The 19,064-nt window shown below is 61.4% G+C and carries 15 protein-coding genes and 1 riboswitch; of the genes, 12 read left to right on the top strand and 3 right to left on the bottom strand.

Annotated elements, in window-relative coordinates:
• Positions 1-38 precede the first annotated feature (38 nt).
• Positions 39-169: riboswitch (SAM riboswitch) on the top strand.
• Positions 133-384 carry a hypothetical protein gene (locus tag B9Y51_RS02730; RefSeq protein ID WP_152692736.1) on the top strand — a complete coding sequence of 84 codons (252 nt, stop codon included), beginning with the start codon at positions 133-135 and terminating at the stop codon, positions 382-384. (Overlaps the previous riboswitch by 37 nt.)
• The gene (locus tag B9Y51_RS02725; RefSeq protein ID WP_048679662.1) at positions 381-821 is read left to right on the top strand and encodes a PIN domain-containing protein; all 441 of its coding nucleotides are present in this window, start codon (positions 381-383) and stop codon (positions 819-821) included. Before B9Y51_RS02730 ends, B9Y51_RS02725 begins: the two co-directional genes overlap by 4 nt.
• Before the next feature lie 25 nt (positions 822-846).
• Here B9Y51_RS02725 and B9Y51_RS02720 read toward each other — a convergent pair whose 3' ends face one another.
• A complete protein-coding gene (locus tag B9Y51_RS02720) occupies positions 847-2,163 on the bottom strand; it encodes a glycosyltransferase family 4 protein (protein WP_085528698.1) in 1,317 nt (438 codons plus the stop codon).
• Between the two features lie 153 nt (positions 2,164-2,316).
• Here B9Y51_RS02720 and B9Y51_RS02715 point away from each other — a divergent pair, with 153 nt between their 5' ends.
• A complete protein-coding gene (locus B9Y51_RS02715; RefSeq protein ID WP_143467964.1) occupies positions 2,317-4,152 on the top strand; it encodes a cell division protein PerM in 1,836 nt (611 codons plus the stop codon).
• 42 nt (positions 4,153-4,194) lie between these two features.
• On the opposite strand, the gene B9Y51_RS02710 is transcribed toward B9Y51_RS02715, so the two are convergent.
• Entirely contained in the window at positions 4,195-4,620 is a 426-nt protein-coding gene (locus tag B9Y51_RS02710; RefSeq protein ID WP_048679652.1) for a hypothetical protein, read from the bottom strand.
• 38 nt (positions 4,621-4,658) lie between these two features.
• Here B9Y51_RS02710 and purN point away from each other — a divergent pair, with 38 nt between their 5' ends.
• From purN to B9Y51_RS02690, 4 genes are all read left to right on the top strand, one after another.
• Positions 4,659-5,228: a phosphoribosylglycinamide formyltransferase gene (gene purN / locus B9Y51_RS02705; protein WP_085528905.1), complete on the top strand. Its 570-nt coding sequence runs from the start codon at positions 4,659-4,661 to the stop codon at positions 5,226-5,228.
• 48 nt (positions 5,229-5,276) lie between these two features.
• Positions 5,277-6,887, top strand: coding sequence for a bifunctional phosphoribosylaminoimidazolecarboxamide formyltransferase/IMP cyclohydrolase (gene purH / locus B9Y51_RS02700; protein ID WP_085528696.1), 1,611 nt, complete (start codon positions 5,277-5,279; stop codon positions 6,885-6,887).
• Between the two features lie 90 nt (positions 6,888-6,977).
• Positions 6,978-7,514 (top strand): gluconokinase, encoded by a 537-nt coding sequence (locus B9Y51_RS02695; RefSeq protein ID WP_085528904.1) that lies wholly within the window; start codon positions 6,978-6,980, stop codon positions 7,512-7,514.
• Positions 7,515-7,546: 32 nt separating this feature from the next.
• Complete coding sequence (locus tag B9Y51_RS02690) at positions 7,547-8,521, top strand: bile acid:sodium symporter family protein (protein WP_085528695.1); 975 nt, start codon at positions 7,547-7,549, stop codon at positions 8,519-8,521.
• A 24-nt stretch (positions 8,522-8,545) separates the two neighbouring features.
• On the opposite strand, the gene B9Y51_RS02685 is transcribed toward B9Y51_RS02690, so the two are convergent.
• Positions 8,546-11,749 carry a beta-phosphoglucomutase family hydrolase gene (locus tag B9Y51_RS02685; RefSeq protein ID WP_085528694.1) on the bottom strand — a complete coding sequence of 1,068 codons (3,204 nt, stop codon included), beginning with the start codon at positions 11,747-11,749 and terminating at the stop codon, positions 8,546-8,548.
• A 333-nt stretch (positions 11,750-12,082) separates the two neighbouring features.
• Here B9Y51_RS02685 and glyA point away from each other — a divergent pair, with 333 nt between their 5' ends.
• The 5 genes from glyA (at position 12,083) to B9Y51_RS02660 (ending at position 19,041) form a co-directional block, all read left to right on the top strand.
• Positions 12,083-13,369, top strand: coding sequence for a serine hydroxymethyltransferase (gene glyA, locus B9Y51_RS02680; protein WP_048679639.1), 1,287 nt, complete (start codon positions 12,083-12,085; stop codon positions 13,367-13,369).
• A 44-nt stretch (positions 13,370-13,413) separates the two neighbouring features.
• On the top strand, positions 13,414-14,310 hold the full coding sequence (locus B9Y51_RS02675) for a bifunctional methylenetetrahydrofolate dehydrogenase/methenyltetrahydrofolate cyclohydrolase (protein WP_048680070.1): 897 nt from the start codon (positions 13,414-13,416) through the stop codon (positions 14,308-14,310).
• A 674-nt stretch (positions 14,311-14,984) separates the two neighbouring features.
• Complete coding sequence (locus tag B9Y51_RS02670; RefSeq protein WP_085528693.1) at positions 14,985-15,836, top strand: hypothetical protein; 852 nt, start codon at positions 14,985-14,987, stop codon at positions 15,834-15,836.
• A complete protein-coding gene (locus B9Y51_RS02665; RefSeq protein WP_085528692.1) occupies positions 15,833-17,020 on the top strand; it encodes an efflux RND transporter periplasmic adaptor subunit in 1,188 nt (395 codons plus the stop codon). The genes B9Y51_RS02670 and B9Y51_RS02665 overlap by 4 nt, the downstream gene beginning before the upstream one ends.
• Positions 17,017-19,041 (top strand): ATP-binding cassette domain-containing protein, encoded by a 2,025-nt coding sequence (locus B9Y51_RS02660; RefSeq protein ID WP_085528691.1) that lies wholly within the window; start codon positions 17,017-17,019, stop codon positions 19,039-19,041. The genes B9Y51_RS02665 and B9Y51_RS02660 overlap by 4 nt, the downstream gene beginning before the upstream one ends.
• Positions 19,042-19,064 lie beyond the last annotated feature (23 nt).

Here is a 19,064-nt window from a genome sequence, read left to right as displayed (position 1 = left end):
TTTCATCGCGACAATTTCTTGGGTACGCTGGGAAACAGCTTCAAGAGACCCAACTGCCAAGCTCCGACTTGGTTGGGCACCAACCCCATGTTCACGGGTGGTTCGGATGACGAAGCGGTCTATATTCGCCGCATGAGCGGCACTGTTGCTTGGTATAGACAAGAGCATCGAAAGGATCGCGCGACAGCGCTGATGGCTATGGCCACCCCGAATTCCCGTTCCGATTTCTCCGCGGCGGTTCCCGTCTCGCACGGATACCACGCGATGAGCATTCAAGATTACGCGCGAGTCGATTCCGCGCGGACCGAATTCCTCAACTTTCTCCTGGCACCCACGAGCGCCGGTGAACCGATCGTCGCGCTCGCCGCAGACCAGGCCGCATGAGTCCTGGCACCCGCGGTCTGCTTCTTGACTCCGACGTCCTCGCCGAAATTCGCCGCACACGCCCTAACCCCACCGTGGTGGCCTTTTTGCGCCGTCGGTCGCACCGGACGCTGTTTCTCTCGGCCCTCTCCTTGGGTGAGCTCAAAGGACTGTATCCCCACAGGGAGACCGATCGATGGCTCGACGAGCTCGTGGAGCGGTTCGAAGATCATGTGCTGGATGTCGACCCTGCCGTGGCCCGGGCGTGGGCTGGGCGGTCGAGTCCCGAGTCCATTTTGCGCCTGGGGCAACGCTCCTCGACGTCGTGGACCGGGGCGGCCGTCGAGGGGTTGATCGCGGCAACCGCCGAGGTGCATGGCCTCACGGTCGTGTCCGCCAAGGCCGACGTTTTCCGGTCCTGGGGCGTGGACGCCCAGGACCCGTGGCGCGAAGCCTAGGGATAGCCGTCCCCTGACGGGCGTGTCACACGCGATGGCGTGAGGCCGCACGACCCGGTCCTCGCCGTTGGGCACCACGCTCATCACGCCACCGGCGGAGCTGTCGGCTTCGATGAAATTCGATCGCCCTGTCGTAATACCCCTCCAATTTGAGCGAGGCTGCACCCCATGATCGGGCTTCCATGGCCTGGCGGCCGTTGGTGCTGAGGGGCGCACGCGCCTCGGGGTCTCGGAGCGACTCCACGATCGTGCGAAGCATGCCGAGTTGTCCGGGTTCGTACAGGCGGCCGGTGACGCCGTCGTCAATGATGTCTAGGGGTCCGCCCTTGCCTACGGCCACGGTGGCCACGCCCGAGGCCATCGCTTCCTGCAGTGTTTGGCCAAAGGTCTCGAATTCCCCGGGGTGGGTGAACACATCCAGGCTCGCGACGTGCTCCGCGAGACTTTCCCCCGTGAGCTGCCCCGTAAAGATTGCTTGGTGAAGCGTCGTCTTGAGCCGGGAGAGTTCGGGGCCGCCGCCGATGATGACGAGCTTTACTCCCGGCAACGACTGGATGACTCGCAGATCCTCGACCTGCTTCTCCGAGGCGAGGCGCCCCACAAAGCCCACGAGGGTATCGCTCGAAACGGCCCCGAGTTTTTGCCGAACCGCTTCCGAGCGACGGCGGGGATGGAACAGCTCGGTATCGACGCCGCGGCCCCACTTGAAGACACGAGGCACCTCAAGTGATTCCAGGTAGTCCATGGACGAGTGCGACGGTGCCAACGTCATGGTCGCCGTGGTGTGGATCGAGGCAATGCGCTTATTGGCGTAGGCCTTAAGCCACGGCATTCCGTACCGGTGTGTATAGGCCGCGACATCGGTCTGATAGACGGCGACCGAAGGGATTCCCAAGGAATGGGCCGCTGTGACGGCGCGGGCCCCGAGAACAAACGGTGAGGCAATGTGCACGACGTCGGGACGGTAGTCGGCCATGAGGCGTCGTACTGCCGCCACGGTTCCCATGGAAAAGCGCAGGGTAGGGTAGCCCGCCAAGGGGAGGGACGGCATACGGACGGTGGGGGTGCCCTCGACCTCTTCGTAGGTTTGCCCCGGTGCCAACGAGATGGGGCAAGATTCAGGGGTTTGGCGGGACGCGGGAAATGCGTCGTCGTGAACCGCCCTTGGGAGGCTGGGCAGCACGGTGGGGGACCAGTCCGAAGGCTTGAAGCCGCGCCCAGACGGAGCCAAGAACATGACTTCGTGGCCGCGGCGTCTCAGATTCTCGGCGCTTCGCAACAGCGAGGTTGTGACGCCGCTGAGGTGAGGAACAAACGATTCGGCAACCATAAGGATTCGCACACACCCATACAACCGCGCCGGGGATACGGGGCGTTCATCAACAAGTAACGGTCGGTTGAACGGCGAATGAAAAGCCAAAACGCGGGCCACGTGAGATGATGAATCGCGATGATCAAGACGCCTCGTAGACCCTCGCTTCCCCAGTCACTGCCGATGCCGCTTTGGTTGCAGGCCGTGACCGAGATTCTCTTGACCGCGATCGGCTCGCTGCTGTTCGTGGCCGTGATCGTGCTCCTCGGGTGGTTCACCTTGGGCATGCCCGGTTCGGTGGGAGCTGTGCTGGGAGGGTCCGGGCAATTGTGGCTGGCAGGCCACGGCGTCGGCGTCCACTTGAACATTCCCAGCGGGGACTCCTCCTCGCCGGTTCAAGGCGTTTCGAGTCTTACTCCCTTGGGCCTGACGGTGGTCCTCGTGCTCTTCACCCGTCGCGCGGGAAAGCGATTGGCGCGAGCTTCCTACGAGGGACAGTTCTGGCAGGCCATCCTGGCGGCCGCGGTGACGTACGGCGTCATCGGCTTGGTCGTCAGCCTCGTGACCAGTAACTCCGCCGTCAGAACCGAACCGGTTGCCGCGACTTTCATTCCGTTGTGGGTGGTGATTCTCGGGATGCTCTGGGGTGGGCATCGTGTAGCCGGGTCGTGGTTGCGTCTGGTCGGTATCGACCCGGATAAACTTTCCGAAAAGTACAGCCAATATTCCCGGTGGACGGGCGCCTACGTCGTCTCCTTGATTCGAGCCGCCTGGGTCGCCGTCGTTGGACTGGTGGGCGCCGGCGCGCTCTTGACGGGCCTGTCGATTTTCGTCCACTGGAACCGCATCGTCTCGCTGTACCAGGGTCTTCACGCGGGTGGGGTCGGTGACCTCGCGGTGACTCTCTTGCAATTGGCACTGTTGCCCAACCTCATCATTTTCGGAATGGCCTGGGGTACGGGCGCTGGATTCTCCTTGGGTGCAGGCACCGTGATCTCACCCGCGGCAACCACCACCGGAGCGCTCCCAAGCCTGCCGGTCCTCGGCGCCGTACCCGCGGATCCGGGAGTGTGGGGATACTCCGTCCTCGTCTTGCCCGTCCTTGCGGGAGCCCTCGCCGGTTGGTATTTCATTCGTGACGGCGAAAATCACCTCGATGAATGGTTCACCTTGCGTCTTTCCTGGCGGTGGCTGGCAGCCATCCTGTCGGGGTTATGCGTAGCCCTGGGAATCGGCCTGTTGGTGTGCATCGTGATCTGCCTCTTGGCGGCGCTGGCGCATGGCTCTCTCGGCATTGGACGGTTTACCGATGTTGGTCCGCACCCTTGGCTGACCGGTGTGTGGGCCGGCATCACGGTCGCGGTGGGTACCCTGGTGGGCCAACTATTGGGCCCATGGATTGAACGAGACCCAACGGTGGAGCCCATTAGTGTGGAACGGCCCCCGCGCAAAAAAGAGGGCCGGGCAACATCAACCGTCCGGACCTCGGGAACCGAGTCGGAACACGGCCCGACGTCCCGGGGAAGATCCGTGAAAAACGAGGCCAAGGATTCCTCAGCCAAAGATTCCTCGCGGAAGCCCTCTGCCGGTGCTTCTTCCGAGAAGCCCGGGGCCACGACGGCCGACGCGGAACGCACCCCGAACCGTTCACGTGACGCCGGTGCGTCCAGATCGATTGCCGCCCTCGGCAAGACGTCCTCCGGGGCTAGCCGGGCGGATGGGGCATCGAGTCATGAACCTCGCCGCGGCAGTGATGGCAAGGGCCCTCTCCCACCGAGGCCACGGGGCGGCTCCACGCGGTACGTCCCGCCGGCTACGGCGTCTTCCCCATCCCAGCCAAAGACCGAGGAAGCTCCGCGGACCGAGCAAGACGACAACACAGGTTCCTCACCCGCACCGCGTCGGCATGTCGCACCGTGGGCCGACGACCGGAAACCTCGCGAGGTGCCCGGGGGTCGTCCGGTGGTCGCGCGTCCTCGGCGCAAGTCTCGGCGGACGACGGACGAGGGCGACCGGTAGTTTCAGGGTTTGGGGCTTCCCACGCCAGCTGGTGGGAGGACGCTAGCGACCGAGGATCCGACTCATGAGGGTGTCGTAGAGATCAGACTGGCACTGTCCGCTCGAGGAAATCGTCAGGGAATTCTGCACACAATCGCGATAGTCGCTGGTCACGTTCCAGAGCGCCAAGTTAATCCCGGAATTGGCGATGAAGTACAGGTTCGCCAGCAAGACGAGAACGAGGACCACGTGCCCCACCCAAGGGCCTCTCGTTTTCGTGAGCGAGACCATGGTGAGGATCGTCCACACGACGCCGAGTGCGAGAAGAACCATCGAGATCACGAGTGCCCACTGTCCCACGGGTGTGACGGAAAGGACCGTCCCCATGAAACCGGCGACCGAAAACGCAATCATGAGTCGCGATCGATACACGAGCGACTCGTGCCGCTTGATATTCTCCGGATTCGCTTCGCCGTTCGGTGAGGTCATGATCCCAACTCTACCGGGGCACTGAGTAGAGTATGCCCATGCGCATAGTGGTTATGGTCTCCGGATCCGGGACCAATCTTCAGTCCATCCTCGACGCCGTCGCGGCAGGATTCCTGAACGTTGAGGTCGCCGCCGTCGGCGCCGATAAGCCCTGCAAAGGCTTGGAACGAGCCAAGGAACACGGCATCGCGACCTTCGTCGTGTCTCCGAAGGATTACGCAACGCGTGAGGCGTGGAATCGCGCCTTGGAGCAGCGAATCGGCGATGAATCCCCGGACTACATCATTTTTGCCGGCTTCATGCGCATCGTCGATGCGGACCTGGTGAACCGCTTCGCCGGCCGCATCATCAACACGCATCCGGCGTTGCTGCCCTCTTTCCCCGGCGCACACGGTGTGCGCGATGCCCTGGCGTACGGCGTCAAGATCACGGGGGTGACGGTACATGTCGTCGATGCCGGGGTCGATACGGGTCCCATCCTGGATCAGGCTGCCGTTCCCGTGCTCGAGGGGGATGACGAATCCGCCCTTCACGAGCGAATTAAAGTTCAGGAGAGGTCACTCTTGGTGACCACAATTAAGAAACTCTCTGAGGGCCTAATAGACTGAATGGGGCCAGCGGCGGATGAGCGCCGTCATCGACGAGTTGGAGTTTCCGTGTCCCAGACCGATCTGGATCGCATCCCGTTCACCAGAGCATTGATTTCCGTTTTCGACAAGACCGGCTTGGAGGATCTGGCTCGAGGGCTTCATGAGTCCGGAGTCAGCATTGTCTCCACGGGGTCGACCGCAAGCACGATCCGCGACGCGGGTGTTCCGGTCACCGAGGTCTCCGAGATCACCGAATTCCCCGAATGCCTCGAAGGCCGTGTCAAGACCCTGCACCCCAAAATCCACGCGGGCGTCCTGGCTGATCGCCGCAAGCAGGACCACGTTGAACAGTTGTCGGACCTCGGAATCGAGCCCTTCGACCTCGTCATCGTGAACCTGTATCCGTTCGTCGACACGGTCGCCTCCGGTGCGGGCGAGGAAGACGTGATCGAAAAGATCGACATCGGTGGCCCTTCGATGGTCCGCGCCGCCGCCAAAAACCACCATTCCGTCTCGGTGGTGGTGGATCCCCAACAATACGACGATGTTCTCGCCGCGGCTCGTGGCGGCGGTTTTGACCTGGCGGCCCGCCGTCGGCTGGCTGCCGGAGCCTTCGCCCACACCGCCGCGTACGACACGGCCGTGGCAACCTGGACCCAGCAGCAATTCGTGCAGGACCCGGACGCGCAATTCTGGCCCCCCTACGCCGGACTCGGATTCGAACGCTCCGCGTCATTGCGGTATGGCGAGAACCCCCATCAGCGCGGCGCCTTGTACGTCGATCCGGCCTCCGCCCCGGGCATCGCCCAGGCAGAACAGCTCGGCGGAAAGGAGATGTCGTACAACAACTACGTTGACGGGGACGCCGCGCTGCGTGCCGCGTACGACTTCGAAGATCCCGCCGTCGCGATCATCAAGCACAATAACCCCTGCGGCATCGCTGTGGCCTCGCCGGGAGCGGACGACCCCATCGCTGACGCCCATCGCAAGGCTCACGCCTGCGATCCGCTCTCCGCCTATGGTGGCGTCATCGCGGCCAATCGCGAGGTCACGCTTGGAATGGTGCAGACGGTCAAGGGGATCTTCACCGAGGTCATCATCGCACCGGCATACACCGCCGAGGCCCTTGAGCTACTCCAGACCAAGAAGAATCTCCGTATCCTCGTGTTGCCGGAAGGTTTCGAGCGAGGCTCCATCGAGTACCGTCAGGTCTCCGGGGGCGCGCTGTTCCAGCAGAGCGACCGGCTCCAGGCCGAGGGCGACGATCCCAGCAACTGGACCCTCGTCGCGGGTGAGGCCGCCGACGAGCAGACTCTGAACGATCTTGCTTTCGCCTGGCGTTCGTTGCGGGCAGCTAAGTCCAACGCCATCCTCCTGGCGAACGACGGCGCCGCCGTGGGAATCGGCATGGGCCAGGTTAACCGGGTGGACTCGTGCAAGCTTTCCGTCGAACGTGCCAATTCCTTGGGCGAGGACGGCGCCGAGCGCGCACGGGGTTCGGTCGCCGCGTCGGATGCGTTCTTCCCGTTCGCTGATGGTCTGCAGGTCTTGTTGGACGCCGGCGTCCGAGCCGTTGTTCAGCCCGGCGGGTCGATCCGTGACGAGGAAGTCATCGAAGCCGCACGCCAAGCGGGCGTCACGATGTACACCACCGGGGCCCGTCACTTCTTCCACTGATCCGGAACCCTACGCATGACGACGCCGCCTGCCTTCGTCTCGGAGGCAGGCGGCGTCGTGCGTGAGTTCCGGCGTGGGCACAATGGGGCTATGTCTCACGAGCTAACCGTCGACCGCAAGCCTCCGCTGATCGTCGTCATGGGCGTTTCGGGCACGGGGAAGACGACCATCGGTTCCGTTCTCGCTCGCCGTCTCGGAGTCGCATTCGTCGACGCCGACTCACTGCACCCGCGAGCCAACATCGACAAAATGGCCGGGGGAGAGCCGTTGAACGACGACGACCGCAGACCGTGGTTGAGCATCGTCGGGAAGCGCCTCGGGGAGGCTGAGGTGACGTCTGAGGGAATGGTCATGGCGTGTTCCGCGCTCAAACGTGCGTATCGGGCCTCAATTCTGGCCGAGGCGCCCAGGGCTTTCTTCCTGCACCTCTCCGGTTCGGAAGAGACGCTGGCGCGTAGGTTAGAAGGCCGACACGAACACTTTATGCCTCCGGCACTCTTACGATCTCAGCTCGAGACGTTGGAGGGATTGCACCGAGACGAGCCTGGGGCGACGGTCGAAGTCGCGGGAACCGTGGATCACATTGTGGCCGAATGCGAATCCGTCATCGAGCGAGGGACGCCGTGACGGAAGAGGCGCCTGACTGGTAGAGATAAGTTATGAATTCGACCCAAAGCTCCAGCCGCCGTCCGAAAAATCAGTCCGCCGAGGAACATGGCGCCTTCTACGCCGTGACGATTTTTCCGTTGCTGATCCTCGCGGCGGGAGTCCTTGGCTTCCTCGTTCCGGGCGCTTTCGCGGGGCTCACGGGGTGGGTCAACCCGCTTCTGGGATTCATCATGTTTGGGATGGGCTTGACCTTGACGTTTCCGGATTTCGGCATGGTCGCGCGTCGCCCCATTCCGGTGGTCATCGGGGTCATCGCGCAGTTCGTCATCATGCCGTTCCTGGGCTGGTTCGTCTCTTGGGCGTTGCAGCTGCCGCCCGAATTGGCCATCGGCGTGATTCTGGTCGGGTGTTGTCCGGGCGGCACGGCGTCCAATGTCGTCTCGTATCTGGCCAAGGGCGACGTCGCCCTGTCCGTCGCGATGACGACGATCTCTACTCTGATAGCCCCGTTCGTCACGCCCGTGCTTGCGGTGTTGCTTGCCGGTGAACGCATGTCAGTGAGCGGAGCCAGCATGATGATGTCGATTCTGCAGGTCGTGCTCGCGCCCGTCATCCTGGGCCTGCTGATTCGCTGGCTGATGCCGAGGTTCGTCAACCGAGTCACGGCCGCACTTCCCTGGGCCTCGGTCGTGGCGATCTCGGTCATCGTCGCGATCGTCGTCTCTGGCTCGGCGGCCGCCATCGTCTCTGCTGGATTGCTGGTTCTTGTGGCTGTGATCTTGCATAACGGCTTGGGGTACGCCCTGGGCTACGGCGCTGCGGCGATGTTCCGGTTGGTACCGTCTGCGCGACGCACCACGGCCATTGAGGTGGGGATGCAGAATTCTGGCCTAGCGACGTCGCTTGCACACACGTACTTCACTCCTGAGGCGGCCCTCCCCGGAGCCGTTTTCTCGGTGTGGCACAACGTATCCGGAGCGCTGCTCGCGGCCGTCCTGCGGCGTCGTGCGGTGTCTGAGCGCTAAAGCCCAGACATCGCACGTGGTGGTTCAGCGAGTCTGAGTGCGGAGGTCCTCCAGCAAGTACTCGCAGGAGTCTCCGCCCCGCAAAACCGTGTCGTTTCCGCCGATTCGCACCTTGACGTCGCTCGCCCGCTCGGAGCGCGCTGCCACGCGGATCCGGGTGGAGTCGAGGAAGACGTCCAGCAACTGGCCGTGGTATTGAACCTCGAAGCCGACCGAGCGGAGCTCTTCGGGCATCGACGGGTCAAGCTGGATGCAGTCCGTCAGAACCTGCACGCCCGCGTAGGCCCGCTGAACGACGTCCAGGGTTCCGCACATCGCGCCCAGATGGATGCCTTCTTGAGTCGTGCCTCCCTGGGTGTCATCCAAGTCGGCCATGAGGGCATCTTGGTACACGCTCCACGAATGGCGGGGATCCACCCGGGACATGATGGACGCCGTCACCACACGGGAGAGCGTCGAGCCGTTGGAGGTGCGCGGCAGGTAGAAGGCGATGGTCTCCTCAATTTTGGCCAGGGAGACGTCGTATCCCAGCAGCGATAGCTCTTCTTTGAGGCCATGTTGGCCGAAAAGATACACCAGCATGAGGGTATCCGCCTGCTTGGAGAGCTTGTAATTATTGGTTGCGTCGCCTTCGGATTCGAGGATCAAATCCATGCGCCCGATGTTGCCGTATTTGCGGCGGTAGTGATCCCAGTCGATTTCTTGAAGGTCGTCGTAACCGTCGAATTGGCTGATGGTGCCGTCACGGTTGAATGGCACGGCTAGCCGGGAGGCCATGTGCTTCCACGACTCCAACTCGGCCTCGTTGACGGAGTTGGACGAGGCCACCTGGAATGCCAGGTGCTCGGGCAATTCGTCGAAGATTTCCGAGGTGTGGCGGAACAACCACGCGGCCAAGATATTCGTGTAGGCGTTGTCCTTGAGTCCACCGCCATCCACGGAACCGGGGTAGCCGTCGTGATATTCGTCCGGGCCCATGGCGCCCTCAATGTGGAACCGTTCGTCGGCCTCGTCGTAGCTGATCAGGGACGAGAAAAAGCGCGAGATTTCGATCATCAGCTCGGCGCCGTGTTGAGCGAGCCAATCGGTATCGCCCGTGGCCGTGTAGTACTGCCACGCATTGAACCCAATCGCTAGGCCCACGTGGAATTGGCGCCAGGAATTATCCGGCATCCAACGGTCCGAATGCGGGTTGTACAGCTCGACCGGCGTCTCTTCGCGTCCGTCGGAACCGGACTGCCAAGGGAACATGGCTCCCTGTGCGCCGAATTCGGCGGCTTTATGGCGTGCAGCGGGAAGACGGTTCCACCGGTACTGCAAGAGCGAGCGAGTCACGGACGGCATGCGAAGGGTGATGAGCGGCAGAATGAAGATTTCATCCCAGAAGATATGACCTCGATACCCTTCGCCGTGCAGACCGCGCGCCGTGACACCGGCGTCGTTGAGTTCCATGTTGGGACTTAGGGTCTGCACGATGTGGAAAATGTGAAGCCGCAGCGCCAGCATCGTGTCGACGTCCGCATCGATATCCACGGCAAACCGTGCCCAGAGGCGGGACCATGCTTTTTCATGTGCCGTGTAGAGGCCCTCGAATCCGCCCTCGGAACGGTTGAGCGTTTCGACGGCGCCCAGGAGAGAGGAGGCGATCGCGGCGTCGCGTGAAGTCACCATCGCCGTGGTCGTGTCGAAAGTGATCGACTGACCATCCTCGCCATTCACACGGTAGCGGCGCATCTCGATGCCGCCGGGGCGGACCTCGCGTTCGAGGCGGGTGTTCACCGCGGCGCGCACGTTGGTGCGTTGGGCGACCGAAACCTGGTGATCCGATTGGTTGGTCCGCACCACATTGACCAGAGTTTCATCTGGAAGGGTCGTGGAACCGTCGACCACGAGGTGGTGACGGGCGAGATCCTTGTATTCCCGCACATTGTTATTGGTGACGTTCGGGTCGATTCCGCTGCGCACGTGGATACGCCCGCTCCAGCCAACGGGGGTGATGGTGGTTTCCATCGCGGCCAGGTGCCGGTCGGCCATCGAGACAAGGCGCCGCTGGGTGACTTTGACGCGTCGAAGATGGTGATCCGGGTCTTCCGACTCGGAGTCGGGTACCTCAACCAGGGTGCACGTGCGCGTCAGTACGCCGTGGCGTAGGTCCAGCTCCGTGATCTCGTCGAGAGGCTTCATGCCGCCTTCGGACCACCAGTCGCCACCGCGGAGGCGGATGTCGAAGAATTGGAAATTCGGCAGGTTGACCATCGACTCGTGCTCGAGGTCGCGTCCATTGATGTGCGAGACCACGCGGTTGAATAGGCCGGCGACGTAAGTGCCGGGATAGTGGATGCCGTCGTCACTTCGTTCCGGACGGCACCCGCGAACACCCATGTAGCCATTGGCCAAGGTCAGCAGCGCTTCGCGGTGACCTTCCTGTTTCGGATCAAAGCCGTGGAAAATGAGCTTCCAGGAGTCATCCCGTTGGGCGCCCAAGTCCAGCTCGGCGACGTCGTTGTGGACGACGTCGGCCCCGGCTCGCTCCAGGTCTTCTCGTTCGCCATGCCGGTTGATGCCGACGACGAGGCCAAACCCGCCCGCGCGTGCCGCTTGAACACCCGAGACGGCGTCTTCGATCACGGCGGCTTCTGAGGGATCGATCCCGAGCTGCTGGGCGGCTGCGAGGAACATGTCGGGGGCTGGCTTCCCGGGGATGCCATGCTCCAACGCGTAGGAGCCATCAATGATGACGTCGAAGACCCCGTCGAGTTCCGCGGCCTCCAGCACCGGCCGGGAATTGCGAGAGGCAGTGACGAGGGCGGTCGGGATGCCGCTGCGCTGGAGGCGGAGGATCAAGTCCACGGTGCCGTTGAAAACGGTCACGCCGTGTTCTTCCAGCTCTGAGGTGAAGTAGTCATTCTTCAGCCGCGCCTGCCCTTGGACGGTCCACGCACCGGCAGAATCTGCCTCGGAGCCTTCGGGAAGCGCCGCGTGACGTGCGGCGAGGAGGGTGCGGACGCCGTCTTCGCGGGCTCGCCCGTCCACATACTCGCGGTAGTCGGTGGCGATGCTGAATTCGCTCCGATCGATATCCTCGGCGGAGTATCCCGAGGCTGGTTCCAAGCGCTGATCGGTCAGAATCGCGTCGAAGAGCTGCTTCCACGCGCTGGAATGGACCGACGCGGTATCCGTGACGACGCCGTCCATGTCGAAAATGACGGCTTTTTGTGGGATGGACATGCTGAGGTCCGAGCGATTTTCACGAGTCGTTCTCGAATCGGGCCTGTAGGGCGATCCCGATCGTAAGTTCAATGGATCGCTAGTGCCGAGCGGGCTCAAGGAATTCATCAAGGCAAAAGACCTTTCGGGTTGGCTCAGGCCCCCATTAAACACGTTCGGTATGCCGCGGGTCCGCTTCGGAGGCTGAATTTCCGGCAACGTTCACGTATGGCTTGATCTCATCCACCGTCATGTGACGTGAAGCCCCAGAGGATTCTCACGATGTCTTAGACTTGAGGAGAATCTTTTCGCGTGCCACGTCGGTCGGCGTGTGCTCAGGTCACCAGGAGAGCAATGACGAACCCTTCCACGCAGGATGTCAACAATCGATCGCTGAGCGAGTTCGATCCCGAGATCGCCGAGGCCATCACCGCGGAGCTGGGTCGCCAGCGCAATACCCTGGAGATGATCGCCTCCGAGAATTTCGCTCCCAGAGCCGTCTTGGAAGCTCAGGGATCCGTCCTGACGAATAAATACGCGGAGGGTTACCCGGGCCGTCGATACTACGGCGGATGCGAACACGTGGACGTCATCGAGGATTTGGCCCGGGAACGCGCCAAGAAGCTTTTCGGGGCCGAGCACGCCAACGTTCAGCCGCATTCCGGTGCGCAGGCGAATGCCGCCGTCATGATGGCCCTCATGCAGCCCGGCGATACTTTGATGGGCTTGTCCTTGGCTCACGGCGGCCATTTGACGCATGGCATGAAGCTCAACGTCTCCGGAAAGCTGTACAACATCGCCGCGTACGAGGTGGACCCGGCCACCGGGCGCTTGGACATGGACAAGGTCCGTGAGGTTGCCCTCGAGGCAAAGCCCAAGGTCATTGTTGCCGGATGGTCCGCGTACCCCCGCGAGCAGGATTTCAAGCGATTCCGCGAGATTGCCGATGAGGTCGGCGCCTACCTTTGGGTGGACATGGCGCACTTTGCGGGCCTCGTCGCGGCCGGATTGCACGCCAACCCGGTACCGCATGCTCACGTCGTCTCCTCGACCGTGCACAAGACGCTCGCGGGGCCGCGTTCCGGTGTGATCCTCTGCGTCGAGGAGCTCAAGAAGAAGATTGACTCGGCGGTTTTCCCCGGCCAACAGGGCGGACCGCTCATGCACGTGATCGCAGGCAAGGCCGTGGCCTTCAAGATCGCCGCAAGCCCGGAGTTCAAGGATCGTCAGCAGCGAACCATCGAAGGCGCCCAGGTGCTTGCGGAGCGGTTGTCGGAGCCCGACGTGGCCGAGCACGGAATTTCGGTGCTCACCGGTGGCACCGACGTCCACCTGGTGCTCGTGGACCTTCGTGAATCGGAGCTCGACGGTAAGCAGGCCGAGGACATCCTCCACGAGGCGGGGATCACGGTGAATCGCAACGCTGTACCCAATGACCCTCGCCCGCCCATGACCACCTCGGGCCTGCGTATCGGTACGCCTGCGCTGGCCACTCGCGGTTTTGGTCGCGAAGAATTTACGGAAGTCGCGGACATCATTGCGACGGCGCTTAAGCCGAACGCCGACGTCGCTTCCCTCCGGAGCCGCGTAGAGAAGCTCGCCGGCGAGTTCCCGCTCTACGAGGGCCTCGAGCAGTGGTAACCGCGGAACCTCAGACCCACGAAGCGACGACCGGAAAGACCACGATGACGGAACAGAACCACCAGGCGCGGATACTCGACGGAACGGCTACGGCTGCGGCCATCAAGACAGAGCTTCGAGACCGCGTCGACGCCCTCAAGGCCAAGGGCATCACGCCGGGCCTTGGCACGGTTCTGGTGGGGGACGACCCCGGTTCGCGCTCCTACGTTGCAGGCAAGCATCGGGACTGCGCGGAAGTTGGAATTGCGTCGATCCGGCGAGATCTTCCTGAGGATGTCTCCCAGGAGGAGCTCGAGCGGGTGATTCAGGAGCTGAATGATGACCCGGCATGCACCGGATACATCGTCCAACTTCCGCTTCCGGAACACCTGGACACCGGCCGCATTCTGGAGCTCATCGATCCGCTGAAGGACGCGGATGGTCTGCATCCCACCAACCTCGGCAAGTTGGTGCTCAACGTGTATGGGGAGATGGATTCTCCCTTGCCATGTACGCCAAACGGGATCATCGAGCTGATGCACCGTCACGGTATCAATCTCGTGGGCAAGGACGTCGTCGTTCTCGGACGAGGGATTACGGTGGGCCGGCCGCTCAGCTTGTTGCTGGCGCGTCGTGACATCAACGCTACGGTGACGGTGGCGCACACGGGAACCAAGAACCTGGACGAGGTACTTCGTCGCGCGGACATCATCGTCGCCGCGATCGGAGTTCCCCATGCCGTCAGGCCCGAGCAGGTTACGGACGGGGCCATCGTGCTGGACGTCGGTGTTTCCCGGGTCCTAGATCCGGAAACCGGCAAAAAGAAGCTCACGGGAGATATCCATCCCGACGCCGCCGCTAAGTCGGCGTGGTATTCGCCGAACCCGGGCGGCGTCGGGCCGATGACTCGCGCGATGCTCCTTGTGAACGTTGTCGAAGCTGCGGAGCGCGCGGCTGCCTGACGGGCCCACTCCAAACTAGCTTCATCTAAAACAGCCTCCAACTAGGGGAAATGCATTTCCCTAGTTGGAGGCTGTTTTCTGTTAAAGTCGCCCACTAGGGGAAATAAAAATTTTAAAGAAAACTATTGCCATGATCTCAAGGGTCGACTATGAATAAGGGTAACGAACAACCCGCGCTCTAGTTACTCGTCGGGATTCGTTGCCGGACCGTCAATGAAGACGGTGCCGGATTGGGTGTGTGGCACAGGGTGTGCTGCGCCTATGAAAGGACATTTGTGATGTCTCATAAATACCGGAAAGTCTTTGCCATCGTGTGCATGTCATGTGGGGTCGCTGGCGCAGTTGCGAGCCCAGCAAGTGCCACCGCCCTGTATGAGCATAAAAACTATTCTGGGTTTAAGTTTGATGCTCCGAAATCCAATAATCTGGGCTTCATGAACGACAGGGCTTCGTCGATATCCTCGGCAGGCATTTGGACGGTATATTTTCAGGATGACCGATATCGGGGTGCACGGTTTGAAACCAGCCACAGTTTTAATGACCTAAGAAGAACCCAATTTGGGAACTGGAATGACCGGATTAGTTCCTTCCATCATAGTAATATTAGGTAGTTAATCCAGTTGGCGAAGAGGGGTGTTCAGAAATGCCCCTCTTCCATTGGTTATCAAGAGAAGATGATGAACATCAAAGGTATGTCGGCGGTAGCCGTACTAGGGATGACCTTGTTGATGACGGGGTGCACCAGCTTGGAAACTGCCCGTGACCAAGAAGCTCGGGCCAAACTTGATGAAACCCGCAACCATATTGTCTATCCGCTAGATGAGTATAGGGCGAGTCCTGAGCAAAAAGTGACTATGGAAATTGCTCGAATCCGTATTGTGGAGAAATGCTTTCGAGATCACGGCATTTCGGTGCTTCCCGTAAAACGTGAAGACGTGACTTTCAATGATGAAAGTCGAGAATACGGAATTTGGAATGAACTCGCAGCGAAGAATGAAGTTCAGTTCCTTCTCGCAGCATCCCAGAGAACCTCCGGAGGAACGTTTTACGAGTCCTCTATGGATGAGCTACGAGTTAAATGCCTCGCCGAACATGATGGTGAGGTGAGGCGAGTTTCACCTGCAGAGGAAGAGAACATTAGTGGGCTCGCTGACAGATTGTCGCTCGAGGCGGGGGACGCGGCCCAGAAAACGCCGGAATGGGGGTCCGCGGTGCGGAAATGGGAAGTTTGCCTTAAAGGTCGCGGGCTGACCCCTGTGTCTGGCGAATGGGACACAGAAGAAAGCAGAAACGTTGCTGAAAGAGACTTGTCCGATTCTAGAAACGCGGAAGAATTGACGAGGCTCGCCATGTTGGAAGCGCGGTGTTCGCAGGAGTCCAACATGGCTCAGTCGTTGGCCGATATTGAGGCGTCGTTCCAAATTCCACTCATCGAAGATCATCAGGCAGAACTCGACGCCGCGAAGGAATTTTTCCGGACCAAATCGGAGGCCGCTGAGATGTACCTCAGCCAGGTGGCATCGTGACGTTGACGCCTGGGCTTAGATCGGGTGGTCCGGACCCGGACGAAGCGTCGTCGCCCGAAGACTACGTTGAGGTCGAAAATCCTCGAACCAGCGAAGGCGCACGGCAATCCGCCATGCGACGTTGGAAAGTCGTTCTGGTGGTCTTGACTCTGGCGGTGAGCTCGGTGGGGTCCTTCGCACTGGGGCTCAAATACAAACCACAGGGACCATCGGTGGAGGAGCAAGGAGAAGCCGTCGTACCCGTCTGGGCCAAGGTCGAACGTCGTGTGGTCTCGGAGGGGATCGATGTCGCCGGAAACGTGGAGGACGGTACGACCGCGGACATTTTATCCCCGCGGGACGGGGTGCTGACGCGACGAACCCTGTCGCCTGGTGATCAGGTGGCGTCCGGTGATCTGTTGGGGATGATCAACGGTGAGCCGATCTATGGGTTGGACGGTCCATTGCCGTTGTATCGGGATTTGGCCCTGAAAGACTCCGGGGACGATGTCCTTGCCCTGCAACGATCTCTGTCTTTGGCAGGCTATCCCGTTGCGCCGACGGGAACCGTGACCCGCGAGATGCTGAGGGCAGTGGAAGCTCTGTACCGGAGCGATGATCTCCCCACCTCTGAGGGGCGTCTGACCACGATCCCGCATGCCCATTTCGTGTCATTGCCGGACGGTAAGCGTCAGGTGGTCAATACCGCAGATGTTGCGACCACGGTGGGTATCCACGACCGGTTCGTCGTCCTACGCACGTCCGAGGCTCGTGTGAAGTTTCGGCTTCCGGCAGAGCGCCGCGAGCAGGTAACCGAGGGAACCGCCGTAGACGTGCAAACAAGTCGCGGCCGGACCGCTGGCGCGGTGCAAGCCATAGGCTCCTTCGACCCAGGAACAGAAGGCATCGGGAGCGGCTACGACGTTACGGTGACGGTTCACGAGCCCAGCATATTGGTGCCGGGTCAATCCGTCAGCGTTCATGGGCGTGGAGATCGACAAGAATCTCTCGCGGTTCCTCTCACTGCCGTACGCCAGGAGGGTAGTGGAACATTCGTCGAAGTAGAAGACCCTTCAAGCCGGGCTGAGGGTTCTTCATCCGGCCCACCCACACGACGCGTGGAGGTTAAGGTCCTACGACGCGACGACGGATACGCGGCGGTATCTGGGGGCCTCGAGGTTAACCAGCGGGTGCAGCTTCAATGATGACGTCAACAAATCACAGCGTCACATCGGAATCAGCTCATTCGACCGAACCGATCATGACGCTGCATGAGGTGACGAAGGAATTCCCAGGTGCGGACTCACCCGTTCTGAAGGGCCTTGATATGGCGATCTACCCGGGCGAGTTTGTGGCGATCGTTGGCCCCTCGGGAGCCGGCAAGAGTACTTTGTTGAATCTGCTGGCCCTTCTCGACCGACCATCCCAAGGCCGCTATGTGGTGAACGGCCAGGACGTTTCACGTCTGAATGAGACACAGCGCAATAACCATCGATCCCGCATGTTCGGTTTGGTCTTTCAGGCTTCCAATATGTTGCTGGAGGAATCTTCCCTGACTAACGCGATGATGGGGCTGCGGGTGCGCCACATTCCACCAAGACTGCGACGCCGGCTAGCTCGGAATACCCTGAATGAGCTGGGACTCGGGCATCGTCTCAACACGCGAGCCAAGCTTCTCTCGGGAGGGGAACGTCAACGGTGCGCGATCGCGAGGGCGGTGGCGACCGACCCGCCAGTGGTCCTCGCCGACGAACCGACGGGGAATCTGGACGAGGAGAACACGGCACGCGTTGTCAACATCTTGCGTTCGCTCCATGCTCACGGCAGGACCGTCGTCGTCGTTACCCATGACCCCGAAGTGGCGGCGGCGGCGCAACGCCGCATCGAGTTACGGGACGGTCGGATCGTTAGGGACGAGGTCCAGGCCAGGCGCGGCCGGTCCCCTCACCTCGACGCTCTGCGTAGACCTGGGGACCACGTATCTCGCCGGAAAGGTATGTGGCTGGTTGGCCTGCAGGATGATGTAGTCGATGCCTTCGCGGCCTTAACGTCTCGTCCATTACGAACCCTGATCGTGGTGCTGTCTTTCATGCTGGGCGTGGGCGGACTGACGAGTTCCGTGGGGCTCAGTGAAACGGCGGGCCAACAGGTCCAGGCAAGGTTCGCGCAACAGGAATCGTCGCATCTCAGGGTGAGTTATCGAGATTCGGGGCCGGTCCTCGGAAAAGCTAAATCAGATACGAAAACAATAGCTACGAGGACGGAGGGAATACTGGCCTCGTTGGAATACGTCAGCGCCGCCGGCTATCAGGTCCTTGCGGCGCCGTCCGATGTACAGGTCACCAGATTCTTTCCGTGGGACGGAGAGATGGAAGCAGCATCAACTGGTTTGGGAATTTTGTCTCACGCGCGAGCTCGACAGGCAGGCGTGCATTTTTTCCCGGCTGGAGTAGGGAATGTCCTGCAGCAGATGGAGGCTGGCGGTGCGTTGGGGGAGGCCATTGTGTCTCGGGAAGCCGCACGCCATTTGGGCATGGCTAGCGAGGAGCTGACCCATCAGCCGAGGGGTTATCACCTGTGGGTCAATGGGCGGAGGTTGAACGTCGTCGGTATGTTCGACCCAGGCCCTGAACTTCCGCTCCTGACGAATACGGTGTTGGTAGCGCCGGAGGTCATGCGTGAGGTTCCTGGGATGGTCGTCGAGTTTGTGGTGGATGTGGAGCCAGGATTCGCCCGTGCCGTGGAGAATGCCATTCCTCTCGCGCTCGCGCCGGAAAATCCTGGACTCATCTCGGTGAGTTTGGCTTCCGACCTCGGAAAGCTCAAAAGTGCTGTATCGGGCGACCTCGGCCTCTACGTGGCGGTACTTTCCGCAGTTCTGCTGGTACTTGCAGGCTTCTCGACGGGAATGGCGATGTATCTCTCGGTGCTTTCTAGGTCGTCAGAGATTGCACTTCGGCGTGCCATCGGGGCCACCAGACATTCCATTGCGCGCATCTTCATGACCGAGGGGCTTCTCATGGGCCTGTGTGGTGGCGTGTGCGGCGCCTTTGCAGGGATGATTGCCACTATCGCCATTGCTGCGAGTCATGAATGGCAGGCCGTGCTGCACCCCTGGCAACCTGCAGTCGGGCTGTTCGTCGGAAGCGTGGTGGGAACCGCCAGCTCTGCCTATCCGGCTTGGGTTGCCAGCAGGCAAGACCCCGCTGGAGCCATGAGAGCCTAGGCAACAACCGCGCCAGATTCTCG

It is taken from the genome of Kocuria massiliensis, assembly GCF_900169715.1.
Taxonomy (GTDB): Bacteria; Actinomycetota; Actinomycetes; order Actinomycetales; family Micrococcaceae; genus Rothia; species Rothia massiliensis.
This window is presented reverse-complemented; position numbering and strand designations above follow the sequence as displayed.